Origin of the sequence: Plantactinospora sonchi (assembly GCF_036422035.1) — a bacterium.
In the GTDB taxonomy this organism is placed as follows: Bacteria; Actinomycetota; Actinomycetes; order Mycobacteriales; family Micromonosporaceae; genus Plantactinospora; species Plantactinospora sonchi.
On sequence record NZ_JAZGQK010000016.1, the window covers coordinates 1 to 18,822 of the forward strand.

15 protein-coding genes are annotated in these 18,822 nt (G+C 72.0%); 7 read left to right on the forward strand and 8 right to left on the reverse strand.

What is annotated here, in order from left to right:
- Window positions 1-72: 72 nt before the first annotated feature.
- Complete coding sequence (glnA, locus tag V1633_RS18475) at window positions 73-1,497, reverse strand: type I glutamate--ammonia ligase (protein WP_331215594.1); 1,425 nt, start codon at window positions 1,495-1,497, stop codon at window positions 73-75.
- 262 nt (window positions 1,498-1,759) lie between these two features.
- On the opposite strand from glnA, the gene V1633_RS18480 reads away from it, so the two are divergent.
- A complete protein-coding gene (locus tag V1633_RS18480) occupies window positions 1,760-2,173 on the forward strand; it encodes an RDD family protein (RefSeq protein ID WP_331215902.1) in 414 nt (137 codons plus the stop codon).
- A 179-nt stretch (window positions 2,174-2,352) separates the two neighbouring features.
- Here V1633_RS18480 and V1633_RS18485 read toward each other — a convergent pair whose 3' ends face one another.
- Window positions 2,353-3,045: a DUF4191 domain-containing protein gene (locus tag V1633_RS18485; protein WP_331215595.1), complete on the reverse strand. Its 693-nt coding sequence runs from the start codon at window positions 3,043-3,045 to the stop codon at window positions 2,353-2,355.
- A 245-nt stretch (window positions 3,046-3,290) separates the two neighbouring features.
- On the opposite strand from V1633_RS18485, the gene V1633_RS18490 reads away from it, so the two are divergent.
- Both V1633_RS18490 and V1633_RS18495 read left to right on the forward strand, forming a co-directional pair.
- Window positions 3,291-3,467, forward strand: coding sequence for a hypothetical protein (locus tag V1633_RS18490; RefSeq protein ID WP_331215596.1), 177 nt, complete (start codon window positions 3,291-3,293; stop codon window positions 3,465-3,467).
- The gene (locus tag V1633_RS18495; protein WP_331215597.1) at window positions 3,464-6,427 is read left to right on the forward strand and encodes a helix-turn-helix transcriptional regulator; all 2,964 of its coding nucleotides are present in this window, start codon (window positions 3,464-3,466) and stop codon (window positions 6,425-6,427) included. The genes V1633_RS18490 and V1633_RS18495 overlap by 4 nt, the downstream gene beginning before the upstream one ends.
- Here the strand turns inward: V1633_RS18495 and V1633_RS18500 are convergent.
- Together V1633_RS18500 and lipA are read right to left on the reverse strand one after the other, a co-directional pair.
- On the reverse strand, window positions 6,401-7,915 hold the full coding sequence (locus V1633_RS18500) for an NAD(P)/FAD-dependent oxidoreductase (protein WP_331215598.1): 1,515 nt from the start codon (window positions 7,913-7,915) through the stop codon (window positions 6,401-6,403). The genes V1633_RS18495 and V1633_RS18500 overlap by 27 nt on opposite strands.
- A 302-nt stretch (window positions 7,916-8,217) precedes the next feature.
- Complete coding sequence (gene lipA, locus V1633_RS18505) at window positions 8,218-9,294, reverse strand: lipoyl synthase (RefSeq protein ID WP_331215599.1); 1,077 nt, start codon at window positions 9,292-9,294, stop codon at window positions 8,218-8,220.
- 440 nt (window positions 9,295-9,734) lie between these two features.
- On the opposite strand from lipA, the gene aspS reads away from it, so the two are divergent.
- Window positions 9,735-11,042 (forward strand): aspartate--tRNA(Asn) ligase, encoded by a 1,308-nt coding sequence (gene aspS / locus V1633_RS18510; protein WP_331215600.1) that lies wholly within the window; start codon window positions 9,735-9,737, stop codon window positions 11,040-11,042.
- Window positions 11,043-11,097: 55 nt separating this feature from the next.
- On the opposite strand, the gene lipB is transcribed toward aspS, so the two are convergent.
- Both lipB and V1633_RS18520 read right to left on the reverse strand, forming a co-directional pair.
- Window positions 11,098-11,760 carry a lipoyl(octanoyl) transferase LipB gene (gene lipB / locus V1633_RS18515; RefSeq protein WP_331215601.1) on the reverse strand — a complete coding sequence of 221 codons (663 nt, stop codon included), beginning with the start codon at window positions 11,758-11,760 and terminating at the stop codon, window positions 11,098-11,100.
- Window positions 11,761-11,980: 220 nt separating this feature from the next.
- On the reverse strand, window positions 11,981-13,816 hold the full coding sequence (locus tag V1633_RS18520) for a DUF2079 domain-containing protein (protein ID WP_331215602.1): 1,836 nt from the start codon (window positions 13,814-13,816) through the stop codon (window positions 11,981-11,983).
- A gap of 118 nt (window positions 13,817-13,934) precedes the next feature.
- Here V1633_RS18520 and V1633_RS18525 point away from each other — a divergent pair, with 118 nt between their 5' ends.
- A complete protein-coding gene (locus tag V1633_RS18525) occupies window positions 13,935-14,951 on the forward strand; it encodes an ATP-binding protein (RefSeq protein ID WP_331215603.1) in 1,017 nt (338 codons plus the stop codon).
- A gap of 101 nt (window positions 14,952-15,052) precedes the next feature.
- Window positions 15,053-15,445, forward strand: coding sequence for an SCO5389 family protein (locus V1633_RS18530; protein WP_331215604.1), 393 nt, complete (start codon window positions 15,053-15,055; stop codon window positions 15,443-15,445).
- 79 nt (window positions 15,446-15,524) lie between these two features.
- On the opposite strand, the gene V1633_RS18535 is transcribed toward V1633_RS18530, so the two are convergent.
- Complete coding sequence (locus V1633_RS18535) at window positions 15,525-15,845, reverse strand: hypothetical protein (RefSeq protein WP_331215605.1); 321 nt, start codon at window positions 15,843-15,845, stop codon at window positions 15,525-15,527.
- A gap of 614 nt (window positions 15,846-16,459) precedes the next feature.
- Between V1633_RS18535 and V1633_RS18540 the strand changes: the two genes are divergently transcribed.
- Window positions 16,460-17,671: an extracellular catalytic domain type 1 short-chain-length polyhydroxyalkanoate depolymerase gene (locus V1633_RS18540; protein ID WP_331215606.1), complete on the forward strand. Its 1,212-nt coding sequence runs from the start codon at window positions 16,460-16,462 to the stop codon at window positions 17,669-17,671.
- An 80-nt stretch (window positions 17,672-17,751) separates the two neighbouring features.
- On the opposite strand, the gene V1633_RS18545 is transcribed toward V1633_RS18540, so the two are convergent.
- The gene (locus V1633_RS18545; protein ID WP_331215607.1) at window positions 17,752-18,648 is read right to left on the reverse strand and encodes a TIGR01777 family oxidoreductase; all 897 of its coding nucleotides are present in this window, start codon (window positions 18,646-18,648) and stop codon (window positions 17,752-17,754) included.
- Window positions 18,649-18,822: the final 174 nt, after the last annotated feature.

Consider the following 18,822-nt stretch of genomic DNA (forward strand, 5'->3'; position numbering starts at 1 on the left):
TGGTGGACAGCACAGACGGCGAGGGCCGGCCCGCCGTGGCGGACCGGCCCTCGCCGGTGGTCGTGACCGGGGTCAGCAGTCGAAGTACATCGCGAACTCGTGTGGGGTCGGCCGCAGCCGGACCGGGTCCACCTCGTTGGTGCGCTTCCAGTCGACCCAGGTGGAGATCAGGTCGGGGGTGAAGACGCCACCCTCGAGCAGGAAGTCGTGGTCGGCCTCCAGCGAGTCGAGCACCGCCGGCAGCGAGCCGGGGACCTGCTTGACCGAGCCCCACTCCTCCGGCGGGAGGTCGTAGAGGTCCTTGTCGATCGGCTCCGGCGGCTCGATCTTGCTCTTGATGCCGTCGAGGCCGGCCATCATCATCGCCGAGAAGGCGAGGTAGACGTTGGCCGACGGGTCCGGCACCCGGAACTCGACCCGCTTCGCCTTGGCGTTGCTGCCGGTCACCGGGATACGGGTGCAGGCCGACCGGTTCCGCTGCGAGTAGACCAGGTTGACCGGCGCCTCGAAGCCCGGCACCAGCCGGCGGTACGAGTTGACCGTCGGGTTGGTGAAGGCCAGCAGCGACGGGGCGTGGTGCAGCAGGCCGCCGATGTACCAGCGGGCGGTGTCGGACAGGCCGGCGTAGCCGGTCTCGTCGTAGAACAGCGGCTCGCCGTTCAGCCAGAGGCTCTGGTGGGTGTGCATACCGGAGCCGTTGTCGCCGAAGAGCGGCTTCGGCATGAAGGTCGCGGTCTTGCCGGCCGACCAGGCGGTGTTCTTGACGATGTACTTGAAGAGCTGCAGCTGGTCGCCGGCGTGCAGCAGGGTGGAGAACTTGTAGTTGATCTCAGCCTGGCCGGCGGTGCCCACCTCGTGGTGCGAACGTTCCACGGTGAAGCCGGTGTCGATCAGCTTGCGGACGATCCGGTCACGCAGGTCGGCGTAGTGGTCGACCGGCGGCACCGGGAAGTAGCCACCCTTGTACGCCGTCTTGTAGCCCCGGTTGCCGCCCTCTTCCTCGCGGCCGGTGTTCCAGGCGCCCTCGATCGAGTCGATGTAGTAGAAGGCCTGGTGCGCCGAGGTCTCGTGCCGGATGGAGTCGAAGATGTAGAACTCCGCCTCCGCGCCGAAGTACGCCGTGTCGGCGATGCCGCTGGCCGCCAGGTAGGCCTCGGCCTTCTTCGCCACGTTGCGCGGGTCCCGGGAGTAGGCCTCGCGGGTGAACGGGTCGTGGATGAAGAAGTTCAGCGCGACCGTCTTCTCGGCGCGGAACGGGTCGACGAAGGCCGTCGCGACGTCGGGCAGCAGCAGCATGTCCGACTCGTGGATCGCCTGGAACCCGCGGATCGACGATCCGTCGAAGGCCAGACCATCGGTGAAGACCGACTCGTCGAAGGACTCGACCGGCAGGTTGAAGTGCTGCATCACGCCGGGCAGGTCACAAAAACGTACGTCGACGAACTTCACGTCCTCATTCTTGAGGTATCGCAGGAGTTCCTCGGGATTGGCGAACACACGTCCTCCTGGCACGTCCACTGGTGGCTAGGCTGCTGGCGACGCTATGGCCATGCGGTTGCCCGAGCATGTCTCTGTTGTTTCCGCCGTGTTACGTCATCTGCGGAGCGTGATCATACCTGGTGTCTGCCCGGTTCTGTGGGAAATGCTACCTGATAAGGGACGATTGGTCAGCTTCACCGCGTCTTGTGGCGCTTTCGGCGGTCGGTGGCACTGCCCTCGGCCGCCCCACCGGGTGCGGATACCCTGGTTTCCCGTGGCGATGACCGACGATCCAACTGCCCCGGTCGCCCCGGCGGCCGACCGGAACTTCCTCCCGCCGAGCCTGGCCCGTCGGTTCGGCGCGCTGCTCGTCGACTGGGCGCTCTGCGCGATGATCGCCTCGTTCTTCGCCGACCCGGTCACCGACGGCTGGCCACCGGTCCTGGTCCTGATCCTCGAGTACGCCGTATTCCTCGGCCTCTTCGCGCAGACCCCGGGGATGTGGGTGTCCCGGCTGCGGTGTGTCGCGTACGACGACGGCGGGCGGATCGGTGTGCCCCGTGCCCTGCTCCGGGGGATCCTGCTCTGTCTGGTGGTGCCGCCGCTGCTGATGGACGAGCGCCGTCGTGGCCTGCACGACCGGCTGGTGGGTTCGGTCGTGGTGGCGGTACCCACGGCGAGGCCGGCGCGCTGAACCCGGTTGCACCGGGCGACGGCCCACGTCGTACGGGAAAGACCACGGTCACCGGAGCCCCCACCTCGCGGTGGGGGCGACCGAACGGCACCTGCTCGCCGCCTGTTCCGGACGCGCCGGTGCGGCAGAACCTGACCGCCGGGTCCCGGTAGGCCCGGATCCGGCGGCCCCGGATCCGGCTACCGGCCCCGCATCTGCCGGAAGGCACCCTTCGGCGGACGCATGTTCTTGGGGATCGCACCCTTCGGCAGCTGCGGCCGGGCGGCGGAGAGCGCCTTGAGGCGCCGATCGAGTGCGTTCACGTCCTTCGGGCTGAGGTTGCGGGGCAACCGCATCAGCGTCATCCGCATCTTGCGGATCGACAGCTCGTTCTCGCCCTGGCCGACGACGTAGTCGAAGAGCGGGGCGTTCCCGATCACCTTGGCCAGCCGGCGCTTCTCCTGGCCCAGCATGGTGCGGGTGCGCTGCGGGTTCCCCTCGGCCAGCAGGATCACGCCGGGACGTCCGATGACCAGGTGCACCATGTCCATCTGGGTGGTCGAGCTGATGGCGGGCGTCACCCGCCAGCCGCCGCGCATGTTCTCCAGGATCGACGCCGCCGCGCCCGGCTGCCCCTCGGCGGCGTTCATCATCGCCGAGTTGGAGCGCAGGTTCAGCACGATCAGCAGGGCGAGCAGGGCGAGCAGGATGCCGATCGGCAACCACAGCCAACCCCACTGCAGTACCGCGACCACGGTGAGCGCGATCGGGACGAGCACCGCGACGGCGGCGAGCGGCACGAACCACTTGTCGCGTTTGGCGGTGAACGAGAACACCATCCCGATCTGCTTCAGCCGCTGGCCGAACGACACCTTCTCCTGCGCCTTTGCCATGCGAAGGAGTCTAGTGGCCCGGTCCACGGCGGCTGGCCCCCGGCCGCCGGGTCCGCTCGGGTCGGCCGGCCGGACCGGCCCCACCAGGGCGCCGTAAGGACCTTACGGCCGACGACGCCGCCGCAGACGCCGGACTAAGGCGGCCCGGCGCTCCGAGATGGGGCGGTACGCCAATGTGCCGACCCCACCTTCCACCGGAGAGTCGAAGTCATCAGGAAGCGGCAACCACCGGAACGGAGACCACGATGTTCAGCACCGACCCCCACTTCCTCCTCACCCTGCACCACGACCACGCCAGGGACCTGCGGGCCGATGTCGCCGCCGACCGGTTGGCCCGGTCCGTGCGTCGTCCGCGATGGCCGGACCGGGTCGGCTTCCGGGCGGGGCGGCGTCGCAACGCCGTGGCATGCTCGACCTCGTGACCCTCCGCGCCGCCAGCACCGTCCTCGTCGGCCGTCAGCCCGAACTCGCCCTGCTGCGGGACGCCCTCAAGCGGGTCCGGGCCGACGAGCCGGCGGCCGTGCTGGTCGGCGGGGAGGCCGGGGTCGGCAAGACCCGGCTGATCGAGGAGTTCGGCCGGCACGCGGTCGCCGAGGGGAGCAGTCTCCTGCTCGGCCAGTGCCTGGAACTCGGCGAGGAGGGGCTGCCCTTCGCGCCGTTCGCCGCCGCGCTGCGGCAGGTGCTGCGTGACGACGGGCCGGCCGCGTTCGACGGCTACGAGCGGGAGTTCGCCCGACTCCTTCCGGAGCTGGGGCGACTGGCCACGACCGGGCCGGTCGACGGTGACCGGCCGGGCCAGGCCGGCCCGGGCCTGGCGCTGGACTCGCACCGGGGCTACCTGTTCGAGTTGGTCGCCGGGCTCTTCACCCGGCTCGCCGCCGAGCGGCCGCTGGTCCTGGTGATCGAGGACCTGCACTGGGCCGACCGGTCCACGCGGGACCTGATCGCCTTCCTGTCCCGGGTGGTGCGACCGGCCCAGGTGCTGCTGATCTGCACCTACCGCTCCGACGAGCTGCACCGGGGGCACCCGCTGCGGCCGTTCCTCGCCGAACTCGACCGGGCCCGGGGCGTCGAACGGTTCGAACTGAACCGGCTGGACCGGGAGGGTACCGGCCAGATCCTGGCCGACCTGCTCGGTGCCGAACCCACCGTCCGGGCCGTCGACACCATCCACGACCGGACCCAGGGCAACCCATTCTTCATCGAGGAACTCGCCGCCGCCGGCGACCCGCACGGCTGCGCCGACCTGCCGGACACCCTGCGCGACCTGTTGCTCGCCCGGGTGGACCGGCTGCCCGAGCCGGCCCAGCGGGTGCTGCGGATCGCCGGTGCCGGCGGCACCCGGATCGCCCACACGCTGCTCGCCGAGGTCGCCGGAGTGCCCGAGGTGGAACTGGAGGCGGCGCTGCGGGCCGCGGTCGCCGCGCAGCTTGTCGTCGCCGACCCGGACGGCGGCTACGAGTTCCGGCACGCACTCGTCCGGGAGGCCGTGCACGAGGACCTGCTGCCCGGTGAGCACGCCCGGCTGCACGCCCGGTACGCGGCCGCCATCGAGGCGCAGCCGCAGCTGGTCGCCGACGGTCGGGCCCCGGCCGAGCTGGCCCACCACTGGTACGCGGCACACGACTTCCCCCGGGCGTTGACCGCCACCTGGGCCGCCGCCGAGGCAGCCGGCTCCCGGTACGCGTACGCGGAGCAGGGGCGGCTGCTCGAGCGGGTGCTCGAACTCTGGGAGCAGGTCCCGGACGCCGCCCGACGGTTGGGTATGGACCACGTCACCGTGCTGGAGGCGACTCTGGCGGCGACCTCGACCGCCGGTGACTACAGCCGGGCGCTGACCCTGACCCGGGCCACCCTCGCCGAACTGGACCAGACGGCGGAACCGATGCGGGCCGCCCGGGTACTGCTGCTCCGGGGTCGGCTGTTGCGCACCCTCGGCAAGGCGGACGGCGTCGACGACCTGCGGCAGGCGTACGTCCTGGCGGCGGAGGTGTCCGACGATCCGGGCCAGGCCCGGCTGCTCGCCGACATCGCCTTCCAGGTGGCCAAGGTGGACCGGAACGAGGCGGCCCGGATCGCCGAGGAGGCGATGGCGGCGGCCAGGGCCTCGGGGCGGGACGACGCGGTGACCGCCGCCATCCTCGCCACCGGTTGGGCCTGCAGCCTGCGGGTCTCCGCCGAGGAGTCGCTGGCCGACCTGCGTCGGGCCGAACAGCTCGCCCGGGCGACGGGCGACTCGCAGACACTGGTCACCGCCCTGGTGGCCCTCTCCGACGGGCTCTGCGAGATCGGCCGGTACGCCGAGGCGGCGGAGGCGGCGGCGACCGGTTTCGTCGAGGCGCGGCGGGTGGGGATCAGCCGCTCGACCGGGGCGTTCCTGCTCTCCAACCAGGCCGAGGCGCTGATCGCGCTGGGCCGCTGGGACGAGGCCGACGACCTCTGCGGCGAGGCCGCCCGACTCGACCTGCCCGGCATCACCGGTCACCACTGGCTGCAGCTGCGGGCCTGGCTGCACCTGGCCCGGGGGCAGGCGGACGCCGAGGAACTGGTCGACCGGGCGCTGGCGTTCCTGCGTCGGCCGTACTTCGCCCTGGAGTTGCCGCTGTACGAGCTGCGGGTCGAGGCGGCACTGCGCTCCGGTGACCTGCCGTCGGCGGTGGCCGCCGCGCACGTGCTGCTCGACCGTCCGCTCGACAGCTATCCCCGGTACGGCTGGCCGGCCCTGGCTGCCGCCGTCCGGGTCGCCCGGGCCACCGACGACCCGGAACTCCGGGAGCGGATACCCGCGGCGGCGCACCGGCTCACCGCCCGCTATCCCGCCGAGCTGGCCTGCGCCGCCGAGGTGACCGCCACTGTCGCCGGCTTCGCCGAGGCCGCCGCCCGGGGCGGGGCGGCCGGGGCGGGCACCGCGTTGACCCGTTGGCAGGAGGCGGTGGCGGCCTGGCGGGCGGACGGGCAGCCGTACCCGTTGGCCCGGGCGTTGGTCGGGCTGGCCGAGGAGGCGGCCGGGGCGGGGGACCGGGGCCAGGCCGCCGGCGCACTGGAGGAGGCGGCCCGGATCGCGGCGGAGCTGGCCGCCGTACCGCTGGCGGAGCAGGTGGCGACGCTGGGCCGGCGGCTGGGGCTGCGGGCCGGAGCCGGGACGGTGCCCGGCCCGGAACTGCTCACCGCGCGCGAGCGGGAGGTGCTGCGGCTGGTCGCGGAGGGCCACAGCAACAGCCGGATCGCCCAGCTGCTCTACATCTCCCCGAAGACCGCGAGTGTGCACGTCTCGCGGATCATCGCCAAACTGGACGTCGCGAACCGGATCGAGGCGGCGGCGGTCGCGCACCGCCTCGGGCTGCTGGAGGACCAGTCAGGACAGTCGCTCACCGGCGGGTGAGACGGAGGTCGCGCCGGCCGGCCCGGAGGCGCGGGGCAGTACCGGAGCGGCCCGGCCGGTGCCGTGGTCACCGGGGGTCTTCTCCTCGTGGTACTCCTCCTCGACGTTGACCTCCCACACGTCGTGCGTGGTGCCGTCGAGGATGTTCGACACCGACAGCAGCGCGGTCATCATGGAATGGTCGGCGTTGTTGTAGCGGTGCATGCCGTTGCGGCCGACCGGGTGCACGTTCGGCACCTCGGCCGCCAGCCAGTCCCGGATGGTGGCGACGTTGTCCCGGTAGGCGAAGTCGTAGAACGGGTAGGCCCGGGGCATCCGGACCACGTACCCGGTCTCGACCGAGCCGGGCCGGACCAGGCCGAGTCGTTCGAGTTCGGCGGTGCCGAGGGCGACCAGTTTGTCGTCCGGGCTGTTCCACAGTTCGTCGCCGATGCTGAGGAAGTACTCCAGCCCCAGACAGGTACGACCGTTCTTCACCAGGTACGGCGACCAGGAGCCGAAGTTCTGGATCCGGCCGACCTTGACCTCCGGCGCGTGGATGTAGATCCAGTTGTCCGGGAAGCTGAACTCCTCGGGGACCACCAGTGCGACGGTCAGGAAGTCCCGGTAGTAGAGGCCCTCGGCGGCGGCGACCACCGGTGCAGGGGCGGGCGGGTCCATCGCCAGCACCAGGTGTGAGATCGGCATCGAGGAGATGATGTGGTCGGCCTCGACCCGCCGTTCGCCGTCCGGCCCGACGACGGTGACAGCGACCGCCCGGCCCGCCGTCCGGTGCACGGTGCCGACCCGGGTGTTCAGGCTGACTGTGCCGCCGCGCTTCTCCACGTGTGCGGCGCAGTGCTCCCACATCATCCCGGGGCCGTACTTCGGGTAGTTGAACTCCTCGATCAGGCTGGTGATGTCCTTCTGGTTGCGCTTGGGCAGCAGGGCGTTCAGCACCGCGCTGGAGAGCGAGAGGTTCTTGATCCGCTGTGCGGCCCAGTCGGCGGAGAGTTCCGTCGCGGGAACCCCCCAGAGCTTCTCGTTGTACGTCTTGAAGAAGTGGTTGAAGAGCCGTCGGCCGAACCGGGCGGTGACCCAGCCGGCGAGGTGGGACTGGTCCCTCGGCGGGGAGACCTTGGCCCAGAGGTACGAACCGACGCAGCGGACCGCCTCGAGCAGCCCCAGGTTGCGTAGCGCGTTGCTCGCCTTCAGCGGATAGTCGTAGAGCTTGCCCCGGTAGTAGATCCGGCTCATCCGGGGCCGGAGCAGGAAGTCCTCGTCGGCCAGGATCTCGTGCCACAGCGCCTCGACCTGTGGCACCTTCGTGAAGAAGCGATGGCCGCCGATGTCGAAGCGCCAACCGTCACGCTCGACCGTGCGGCTGATCCCGCCTACCACCTCGTCGGCCTCGACCACCTCGACCGTGGCGTTGCGCTTGGTCAGCTCGTACGCTGCGGTCAGGCCCGCCGGGCCGGCTCCGATGATTATGGTGTGGGGCGCCGTCATGCTTCTATTCATCACCTTCGACGTGTTGCCGACAAGTATCCGGCAGAAGACGGCCGGAATCTAGCACGGTCGAAGGCGTAGGACCGGGCGCGTCGCCGAGCCCGGCACACCGGGTGCGGAGCTGGCTGGCCCGGCGTATCCGACACGCCGGGTGAATCACGCGTCGCGCTGGGTGAGCGGCTGGCCGGCGACGAGTCGCGCGGCGAGGTGGTGACCGGTCGGCGCGGCGGAACGATCCGCCGGATGAAGTGTGTGAGGCCGGGCCCGCCGGGTGGAGTGTGCGGGCCCGGGTCGGCGGGTGGTTACCCGGCGGTCGGGGCCGGCACCGCGCGGGCCTCGACGGCCTGCTGGTAGAGCCGCCCCGCCCGGTACGACGACCGGACCAGCGGCCCGCTCATCACCCCGGCGAAGCCGATCTGCTCGGCCTCCTCGCGCAGCTCGACGAACTCCTCCGGCCGGACCCAGCGCTCGACCGGGTGGTGTCGGGGCGTCGGGCGCAGGTACTGGGTGATGGTGACGAGTTCGCAGCCGGCGGCGTGCAGGTCGCGCAGGGCCTGCGAGACCTCGGCACGTTCCTCGCCGAGCCCGAGGATCAGGTTCGACTTGGTCACCAGGCCGGCGTTGCGGGCCTGGGTCAGCACGTCCAGCGAACGCTCGTAGCGGAAGCCGGGCCGGATCCGCTTGAAGATCCGGGGCACCGTCTCGACGTTGTGCGCGAGCACCTCCGGGCGGGACCCGAAGACCTCGGCCAGCTGAGCCGGGTTGCCGTTGAAGTCGGGGATCAGCAGCTCCACCCCGCAGCTCGGCAACTGCTCCAGCGCACCGCCGTCGGTCGGGGCGTCGCCGTCACGCCGGGTCAGGGCGTGGATCTGCCGGACCGTCTCGGCGTACAGCCAGGCGCCCCCGTCAGGCAGGTCGTCGCGGGCGACACCGGTGATCGTGGCGTAGCGCAGCCCCATCGTGGCCACCGACTCGGCGACCCGGCGCGGCTCGTCCGCGTCGAAGTCGGCCGGCTTGCCGGTGTCGATCTGGCAGAAGTCGCACCGGCGGGTGCACTGGTCGCCGCCGATCAGGAAGGTCGCCTCGCGGTCTTCCCAGCACTCGTAGATGTTCGGGCAGCCGGCCTCCTGACAGACCGTGTGCAGCCCCTCCCGGGAGACCAGGCCCCGCAGATCGGTGTACTCCGGGCCCATCTTCGCCTTGACCTTGATCCACGACGGCTTGCGCTCGATCGGCGTGGCGGCGTTGCGCGCCTCCACCCGGAGCAGTCGACGCCCCTCGGGCGCGACGGGCGAGCTGGCGCGGTTCTCCGGTGCGGTGGCGACGCTTCCCCGACCGGCAGCGGTGGCGGCGGGAGGCGCGGAGTACTCGATGGTCACGAATCCGAGCGTACGCGTACCGGGTCGGCCGATCGACCAGAGGCGACCGGACTCACGTACCGAACCGGGTGATGCCACTCACGCGGTCACCGGAAATCGGTTGCCGGTGCTCCGACAGGCTGGGCTACCCTCCTGCACAGAGCGATGACGGAGCCGAGTACCACCTCGTACACCGGAGTCGAGAGAGTCACCAGTCGCTGTGAGGTGATCTCCGGCCGGGGCTGGGAAGACCCTCCTGAGCTGCGGGAAGAACGACGCCACGGCGTCCAGTAGAATCCGCCGTACGGCCCACGTCACGGGCCGTGAACGAGGCCGTCGGTCCGACGGCGAAGGTGTGGTGGCACCGCGAGTTCCCGCTCGCCCACACCCCCCGGGGTCCGGTCGACGTACCGCGCACGGAGGGCCGTTCGTGGGACGTCGCGAAGATTCGAGGAGTCCCCGTGCCACGTGTCCTCTCCACGACCCTGCCCGAGCGGGTCGGTGCGACCGTGACCATCGCCGGCTGGGTGCACCGCCGCCGGCAACTGAAATCCGTGACGTTCCTGATCGTGCGGGACGCCGCCGGGCTGGCCCAGGTGGTGGTCGCCGACGCCGACCTGCGGGCCCGGCTGGCCGAACTGACCGAGGAGTCGGTGGTCGAGGTCACCGGCGAGGTGGTCGGCAACCCCGCCGCGCCGGCCGGGGTCGAGCTGGTCGCGCCGACGGTACGCCCGCTCGGCGTGCCCGCCGTACCGCCGCCGTTCGACGTCTACCGCCCGGAGCTGACCGCGTCCCTGCCCACCCAGCTCGACCACGCGGCGGTGGCGTTGCGCCATCCCACCCGCTCCGCCGCGCTGCGAATCTCCGCCGCCCTGGTGGCCGGCTTCCGGTCCACCCTGGAGGGGCACGGCTTCGTCGAGGTGCACACCCCCAAGATCGTGGCCTCGGCCACGGAGAGCGGGGCGAACGTCTTCGCCATCGACTACTTCGGCCGGCCCGGCTACCTGGCCCAGTCACCCCAGTTCTACAAGCAGATGCTGGTCGGGGTGCTGGAACGGGTCTACGAGGTCGGGCCGGTGTTCCGGGCCGAGCCGCACGACACCACCCGGCACCTGGCCCAGTACACCTCGCTCGACGTCGAGTTCGGCTTCGTGGCCGACCACCGGGACGTGATGCGGATGCTGCGCGAGGTACTGGCCGGCATGCTCGACGGCCTGCCGGACCGGGCCGCGGGCGCGCTCGCGACCCTCGGGGTCACGGTGCCGAAGGTGCCGGCCGAGATCCCGGCGGTGCACTTCGCCGAGGCGCTGGCGATCGCCGGGGCACCGGCCGACGAACCGGACCTCGCGCCGGCGCACGAGCGGGCGCTGGGGGAGTGGGCGCAGGCCGAACACGGCTCCGACTTCCTCTTCGTCACCGGCTACCCGATGGCCAAGCGCCCCTTCTACACCCACCCGGCGACCACGGACGCGCCGGGCGGCGGGCCGCGCGAGGCGTACTCGAACGGTTTTGACCTGCTCTTCCGGGGTGTCGAACTGGTCACCGGCGGCCAGCGGCTGCACCGGCACGCCGACTATCTGGCCGCGCTCGCCGCCCGCCGGGAGGACCCGACGCCGTACGCCTCCTACCTGGACACCTTCCGGCACGGCATGCCGCCGCACGGCGGTTTCGCGATAGGCCTGGAACGGATGGTGGCCCGGCTGGTCGGCGCCGGCAACGTCCGCGAGGTCGCCGCCTTCCCCCGCGACCTGCACCGCCTCACCCCGTGAAAGGAAGGGCCCCCTCCTATCCAAGAAACGATAGGAGGGGGCCCTTCCTGACAGGTCAGGCGAGCAGGGTCGGTAGGTGTCGCTCGACGACGGGCAGTACCTCGGCGACGGTCACCTGGCGGCCCAGTTCGGCGCTGAGCGAGGTGGTGCCGGCGTCCCGGATGCCGCACGGCACGATCCGGTCGTAGGCGGAGAGGTCACAGTCGCAGTTGATCGAGAAACCGTGCTGGGTCACGCCCCGGGAGACCCGCAGGCCCAGGGCGGCGACCTTGCGGTCCGGGCCACGCTCGTCGGCCGGCACCCAGACACCGCTGCGGCCCTTGATGTCGATCCGCTGCGCGGTGGTCAGTCCCAGCTCGTGGCAGACGTCGACCATCATCTGCTCGGTACGCCGGACGAACGCGACGACGTCCACGGGCAGCCCGGTGTCCGCGCCGGGGAGCTTGATGATCGGATAGCCGACCAGTTGCCCGGGACCGTGCCAGGTGATCTTGCCGCCGCGGTCGACGTCGATCACCGGGGTGCCGTCCATCGGCCGGTCCCACGGCTCGGTGCGCTTGCCCGCGGTGTAGACGTTCGGGTGTTCGAGCAGGAGGACGGTGTCCGGTCGTTCACCGTTGACGACCGCCTCGTGCACCCGGCGCTGCTCGTCCCAGGCGGCCAGATAGTCGACCGTCCCGAGGCGGATGCTGGTCAGCTCGGCAATTGTGCTGCTCACCAGCCCAGCTTAGTTCGCTACTGACCGGTCGGGCCGGTACGTGGCCGGGGTCACCGGCGGCGCGCGTCCGGTGCAGGGGGTGTGTCCCCGTCAGCCGTGCGCGGTGGCCTCCGTCGGGTGCGCGTCCCCGTCAGCCGTGCGCGGTGGCCTGTCAGCCGTGCGCGGTGCCTCCGTCAGCCCTGCGCGGTGGCCCCGTCAGCCGTGCCGTGCGCCAGGAGTGTCAGGTGGTCGGCACCCGCCAGAGCCAGACGTCGGAGACCTTTTCGGGTGGGCCGAGCAGTTGGGTGGTGGCGTCGAGGACCGCCTCCGGGTGCAGCCGGAACTTCGTGCCGTGCATCTGCGGGTCGAGCACCACCACCTCGGCCCGCCAGTACCGCAGGTCGGCCCGGGCGGCGGCCCGGTCGGCGTCGGTGATGGTCGGCACGTTCCCGGTCTTGGCCACCTCGGCGAGCAGTGCGTCGGTGGGGCGCGGCACCGGCCCGATCCGGCCGCGGCCGTCCGGACCGCCCGGCCCGAGGAAGAACCCGGACGGGATGGCGAACTCGCCCTGCCGGTGCGCCAACGCGTACGCCTGCCAACGCTGTCCGTCCGGGGTCAGGTCGATGGTGAGCGGTACCGGGGTGAGCACGCCGCCGGGGGAGACGTACTGCCGCCAGGTGCCGGAGGTGATGAACTCGGGCAGCGGCTCCCGCTGCACGGTCAGCAGGGGGATCGGGACGAGCGGCAGCAGCGCCACCGCGAAGCCGGCGAACCAGCCGTACCGGGCCCGCCGGGACAGTGGCCGGGTCCGTAGCGCGTCGACGGTGTGCGCCAGCAGCAGCCCGACCAGCGGGGCCACCACCAGGGCGAGCCGGGACGGCAGCGCGGCGTTGAACACCGGCAGGTGCCCGAGCAGCGCGTACGGCAGCGGCACGTCGGTGCGTACCTCGAAGATCTTCACCCGAGGGCCCCAGGAGAGCACGGTGAAGACGAGTGCGGTCACCCCGAGCGCCCGCAGGGTGGCCCGGCGGGCCGGATCGGCGCGCCGCCACAGCACGGTGAAGCAGACCACCGTCAGGATCAGCAGCGGAAGCCCGAGGAAGGAGTTCTCCTCGGTCGGGTTCGGTGCCAGCGACGTGCCGAGGCCGGCCTCCCCGGCCAGCGTCCGCTGCGGGTATGCGCCGTAAGCGGCGATGTCCTCGGCGTGGATGACCGGGTCGAAGCCGGTGCCGTGGAATCCCTGCGGCCCCATGAAGTGCAGCCACAACGGGTACGCCAGCAGCGCGAACGCCACCACGGCGGTGACCCCGAGGCCGCGCAGGAAGTCCGGCAGCGCGGCGCGGGCCTCGGCCCGGCGGGACCGGTGTGCCGTCCAGGTGCCGAGGAAGACGCCGCAGGCGAGAGCGGTGAAGAAGAGTCCCTCGGCGGCGATGGAGAAGGCGACCGCCACCAGCACCCCGAGCAGGATGCCGCCCGGCAGCCAGTGGCCGGGGCGGCGCAGCCGGAGCACTCCCCAGACCAGCACCGGGGCGATCCAGCCGGCACTCCAGTTCAGGTGGGCGTTGGCGTGCGCGACGATACCGGGCGCGAAGCCGATGAACACCCCGCCGAGCAGGGCGGCCGGGGTGCTCCGGACCAGGTGTCGGGAGAGCAGCCAGTACCAGGCGAGGACGCTGCCGGCGAGGTTGAGGGTGAGGATCACCAGGAAGGTCGCCGGCGGCCCGACCAGCCAGGTCAGCGGGGCGAAGACCACCGCGTACACGGTGATCGAGGTGTTGACCGCGAGGTTGACCCCGTCCGGCACGTTCATCAGGTCGGTGAAGAACGGGTTCTGGCCGTGGCTGAGCGCGTGGCCGCCGTACGCCAGCAGCCACTCGAAGAGTGCCTGGTCGCTGGCGTTGACGGTGATCGCCCGTCCGTTCGGGTCGAGCCAGAGGCCACTCGTCACCCAGAGTGCTCCGGCGACCGCGATCACCACGGCGATCAGGTCCGCCCGGCGCCGTCCCGGTCGGTCGGAAGCGGCGGCGGGTGAGGGCTGCGGGGTCGGCCCGGCGAGCGCGGGCGGGGAGAGCGGCACGGGCCGGAGGTTACCAACCTGGAGCCGACACGCCGAGGAAGCCGGTCCGCTTGACGGCACCAATGGAAATGATTTCCAATTGTATTAATGACGCATGGTGGACGAAAGGACGCCGAACGTGAAAGTTTCCTTCGTCGGCAAGGGTGGTAGCGGCAAGACCACCCTCGCGGCGCTCTTCACCCGGCACCTCGCGGTGGCCGACCCGCCCGCCGCGACCGGCGCGCGAGATCCGGGCGGTCCGGTCGGTGCGACCGGGCGGCCGCCACTGCTCGCCATCGACGCGGACATCAACCAGCACCTCGCGGTCGCACTCGGCGCGACCGAACCCGAGGCCGCCCGGCTGCCCGCGCTCGGTGACCATCTGGCCGAGATCAAGGAGTACCTGCGCGGCGACAACCCCCGGATCACCTCGGCAGCGGCGATGGTCAAGACCACCCCGCCCGGGCGTGGTTCGCGGCTGCTCACCGTCGACGGCGTCAACCCGATCTACGACCGCCTGGTCCGTGACGTCGGCGGGGTACGACTCGCGGTGACCGGCCCGTTCGGCACGGAGGACCTCGGTGTCGCCTGTTACCACGCCAAGGTCGGCGCGGTGGAACTGCTGCTCAACCACCTCGTCGACGGCCCGGGCGAGTACGTCGTGGTGGACATGACAGCCGGCGCCGACTCCTTCGCCTCCGGGCTCTTCACCCGGTTCGACGCCACCTTCCTGGTCTGCGAGCCGACAGTGCGCAGCGTCGCCGTCTACCGGCAGTACGTCGGCCACGCCCGCTCCTTCGGCATCCGGGTGCACGTCGTCGGCAACAAGGTCGAGGACGACGACGACGTCGACTTCCTGCGCCAGCACGTCGGGGCCGACCTGCTCACCTGGCTGACCCGGTCGCGTCACGTGAAGGGCGCGGAACGGGGCGCCCCGGAGCCGCTGGACACCCTGGAGCCGGCCAACCGGGCGGCACTGGAACTGCTCCGGGCGACCGTCGACGCCCAGGTCAGGGACTGGACGACGTACCACCGGCACGCCGTCGAGTTCCACCTGCGCAACGCCGTCGCCTGGGCCAACGAACGGGTCGGCGAGGACCTCGCCGGCCAGGTCGACCCGGAGTACGTCCCCGGGCCGCAACTCCCGGTCCACTGACCCGTACCGGCGTCGGTCCGGGCACGGCCGCACCGGCCCGTCCCGATCGTCGCCGGTACGGCCGGACCGGACCCGCACACCCACACACAGAAGGAGTCAACATGTCCCTCGACGTACCCACCGCTCTGCTGGAGCGGGCCGAAGCCGGTCAGGTCGACGACGACGAGTTCGTCGACTGCGTCCGGCAGTCCCTCCCGTACGCCTGGACGGTGGTCTCCGACGTGGCCGCCCGGGTGCACACCACCACGGCCGACTACGCCGACCACGCGGTGCCGCCGCCGAGCGAGGCCGAGCGTGGACAGCTGCTCAGGGCGCTGGCCAGCGACGCCATCCGGGGTGGCCTGGAACGGCACTTCGGTGTCCGGCTCGCGTTCCAGAACTGCCACCGGGTGGCCGCGTTCAGGCCCGCCGCGGTGGGCGGGGAGACGTACCGGCGGTTCGTCTCCCCGCTGGCCCAGCTGCGCAACCAGTCGCCGGAACTGCGCGACTGCTGAGCGGCGACGGGCCTCTTCCGGCCGCCGGAAGGGGCCCGTCCGGCCCGCCCTGGCCCTCCACCCCGGCCTGGTCGGCGCCTCAGTCCCGGCGTGGCCGGCGCCGGGCGACGAGTAGGGCCACCGTGCCGGTCAGCAGCAGCGCGAGACCGAGCAGGGGCAGCCACCCCGGCGGCGGAGCGCCCTCGGTGACCGGCAGGTGGCCGGTCGGAGTGGGCCCGGGGGTCGGTGGCGCGGTCGGCGGTGCGGTCGGACGCGGCAGCACCTCGAAGGTCACCGTGCCGGGATCCTGCGAGGCGGGCGCGGCGATGGGCAGCGGACCGGGTCGCGCGTACGGCCGGTCGCCCGACGCGGTCGCCGAATCGGTGACCACGATCGCCGTCAGCAGCGCACCGAGCAACACTCCGACCAGGACACCGCCGGCAGTCCGGCGGCTGGCCCAACGGCCCCGGACACGCCCACCGACGCCGGCGACCAGCGCCCGGCGGCCACCACCGCGGCTCCGAACAGCACAACTGCGGTTGCGGGCAGCATCACGACCGCCTGCTCGTGCAAGGTGGCCGGGGATCCGGTCCTCACGGCCGCGGTTCCGGTCTGGCTTCCGTCCGGGACGAAACATGAACCCATCCTCGTGACACCCGCCGGTCGCCGGTGGGCCAACGAACGGAATACCGCCCTTTCGGGGCAGCCGGTGCGCCCCCGCCTCGGCCCGGCCTGGTGCGGCCCGCCCCGACCTGGTGCGCCTCGGCCCGACCCGGCCTGGTGCGCTCTCGTCCCGCTCCGTGCGCTTCGTCCCGGCCCGGCCTGTGCACCCTGGCCCGTGCGGCCTGGGGGGCGGGCCGGCCGGCCCGCCGGGTCCATGGTGCCCGACATCACCTCGATACCGGCAAATGTGTGACTCCGCGCCATGTCGCCGGTTCGTCGTTCGGTCGTAGCGTCTCGGCAACTTTGGAGTGCCCGCCCGGGCTGCCGGCCGACCGGCCAGCCAAGCCCACACCCCGTCCGGAGGCACCGACCATGCGCCGCAACCCCGCCCTCCTGGCCCGCCTCGCGCGGGCTGCCCTCGTCCCCGTCCTGGCCGCCGCGACCGTGCTCACCGTCGCCGCGCCCGCACACGCCGCCACCCTCACCCAGGTCACCGGCTTCGGCTCCAACCCCGGAAACCTCACCATGTACGCCTACCGCCCCGACGGCCTGGGCAGTGGCGCCCCGGCCGTCGTACTGCTGCACGGCTGCGCGCAGAACGCCAACGGCTACTTCAGCAACTCCGGCTGGCGCAAGTACGCCGACCAGTGGGGATTCGCGCTGATCGTGCCGGAGCAGAAGACGGCGAACAACTCCACGTCCTGCTTCAACTGGTTCGAGACCGGTGACACCAGCCGGGGTCAGGGCGAGGCACTGTCGATCCGGCAGATGGTCGACCACGCCCGAGGAAACTTCGGTGTCGCCGCCGACCGGGTCTACGTCAGCGGACTCTCCGGCGGCGGTGCGATGGCCGCCGCGATGCTGGCCACCTATCCGGACACCTTCGCCGGCGGTTCCGTCGTGGCCGGCATCCCGTACCGCTGCGCCACCACCATGGTCAACGCGTTCAGCTGCATGAACCCGGGCGTGAACCGTACCCCCGCCCAGTGGGGGGACCTGGTCCGCAACGCCTACCCGGGCTACACCGGGGCCCGGCCGAGGGTCGCGATCTGGCACGGCACCGCCGACTACACGGTGGCGACGGCGAACGCGGACGAGTCCCGGGACCAGTGGACCAATGTGCTCGGTGTCTCAGCGACCCCGACCGGCACCACCAGCCTGCCCGGCGGCACCACCCTGCAGACGTACGGCGCCGACCAGGTACGGGTGTACCGGGTTGCCGGGATGGGCCACGGTACGCCGGTCGACCCGGGCTCCGGCGCCGACCAGTGCGGCAGTACGGCGGCGTACTTCCTGGACACCATCTGCTCGGCGTACCGCGACGCGCTCTTCTTCGGCCTCGACTCCGGCGGCACCCCAGGTGACCCGGGTGACCCCGGCGACCCCGGTGATCCGGGTGACCCGGGCGAGGACCCGGTCTGTGTCACCGCGAGCAACTACGCACACGTCCAGGCCGGCCGGGCGTACCAGTCCCTCGGCTACGCCTACGCGGCGGGCTCCGGCCAGCTGATGGGCCTGTACAACATCTTCCTCACCACCGAACTCCGGCAGACCGCCCCCGGCAACTGGGTGATCGGCTGCTGAGCGACCGTCCGACGGCACGGCGCCGGGTCGCGGACCGCTCTCCGTGGGGGTTCCGCGACCCGGCGCCCGGCCGCTCCCGATCAGTCCAGGGCGGCGCGCAGCGCGCTCACCAGATCGGGATGCTCGTAGTGGAAGCCGGCCCGGCCCAGCACCCCGGGCAGCACCCGCAGACTGCGCATCGCCTCGATCGACATCTCGCCGAGCAGGATCCGCAGCGCGATCCCGGGGACCGGCATGACGGTCGGCCGGTGCAACTCCCGCCCCAGCGCCCGGGTGAACTCGGCGTTGGTCGCCGGTGCCGGACCGACGACGTTGACCGGCCCGGCGATCTCGTCGTTGGCCAGCAGGAAACTCAGCGCGGACAGGCAGTCGGCCATCGAGATCCAGGGGATCCACTGCCGGCCGTCACCGAACTTCCCGGCGATACCGAGCCGGTACGGCAGCAACTGCGGCTTGAGGAAACCTCCGGTCCGGTCCAGCGGCAGGCCGATGCGCAGTCGTACCACCCGGATCCCGGCCTGCTCGGCGGGGGCGGTCGCCGCCTCCCAGACCCGGCACAGGTCCGCCATGAAGCCGTCCCCGGCCGGCGCGTCCTCCTCGACCGGCCGGTCACCGGTGTCGCCGTACCAGCCGATCGCCGAGCCGTTCAGGAGCACCCGCGGTCGTTGGTCTGCCGGCAGCGCGGCGATCGACCGGGCCAGCGTCGCGGTGGTGTCCACCCGACTGGCCCGCAGCAGGTCCTTGAACTCGCCGTTCCACCGTCGGTCGCTGATGTTCGTACCGGCGAGGTTGATCACGGCGTCGACGTCGGAGAGTGTCGCCGGGTCCAGCTGCCCGGCGGCCGGGTCCCATCGGATCTCGTCCGGGGCACGGACCGGGCGCCGGACCAGCCGGACGATCTCGTGGCCCTCTGTCCGGAGCCGATCGGTCAACCGGGTGCCGAGGAAGCCGGACGAGCCGGCGACAGCGATACGCATGCTGGTATTTTCGCCCACCCGGGCCCGACCCGCCGTAGGCCGGGCCCGTACCCCCGGTTGTCGTCGACGGGCGCGGCCCGGGTGGGTCGAGGGGGACTGGGCCGGCGCCCCCGCGTCCGGAGCACGCCCGACCGCGCCGCAGCGGGACGCCCGGCCCCACCCGCTTCCGTACGG

Bases quoted from the DNA above. Each gene is read 5' to 3' on its own strand.
- V1633_RS18540 (WP_331215606.1), top strand. From the start codon at position 16,460: ATGCGCCGCAACCCCGCCCTCCTGGCCCGCCTCGCGCGGGCTGCCCTC.
- V1633_RS18490 (WP_331215596.1), top strand. From the start codon at position 3,291: ATGTTCAGCACCGACCCCCACTTCCTCCTCACCCTGCACCACGACCAC.
- V1633_RS18480 (WP_331215902.1), top strand. From the start codon at position 1,760: ATGACCGACGATCCAACTGCCCCGGTCGCCCCGGCGGCCGACCGGAAC.
- V1633_RS18545 (WP_331215607.1), bottom strand. From the start codon at position 18,648: ATGCGTATCGCTGTCGCCGGCTCGTCCGGCTTCCTCGGCACCCGGTTG.
- V1633_RS18485 (WP_331215595.1), bottom strand. From the start codon at position 3,045: ATGGCAAAGGCGCAGGAGAAGGTGTCGTTCGGCCAGCGGCTGAAGCAG.
- V1633_RS18530 (WP_331215604.1), top strand. From the start codon at position 15,053: ATGTCCCTCGACGTACCCACCGCTCTGCTGGAGCGGGCCGAAGCCGGT.
- V1633_RS18500 (WP_331215598.1), bottom strand. From the start codon at position 7,915: ATGACGGCGCCCCACACCATAATCATCGGAGCCGGCCCGGCGGGCCTG.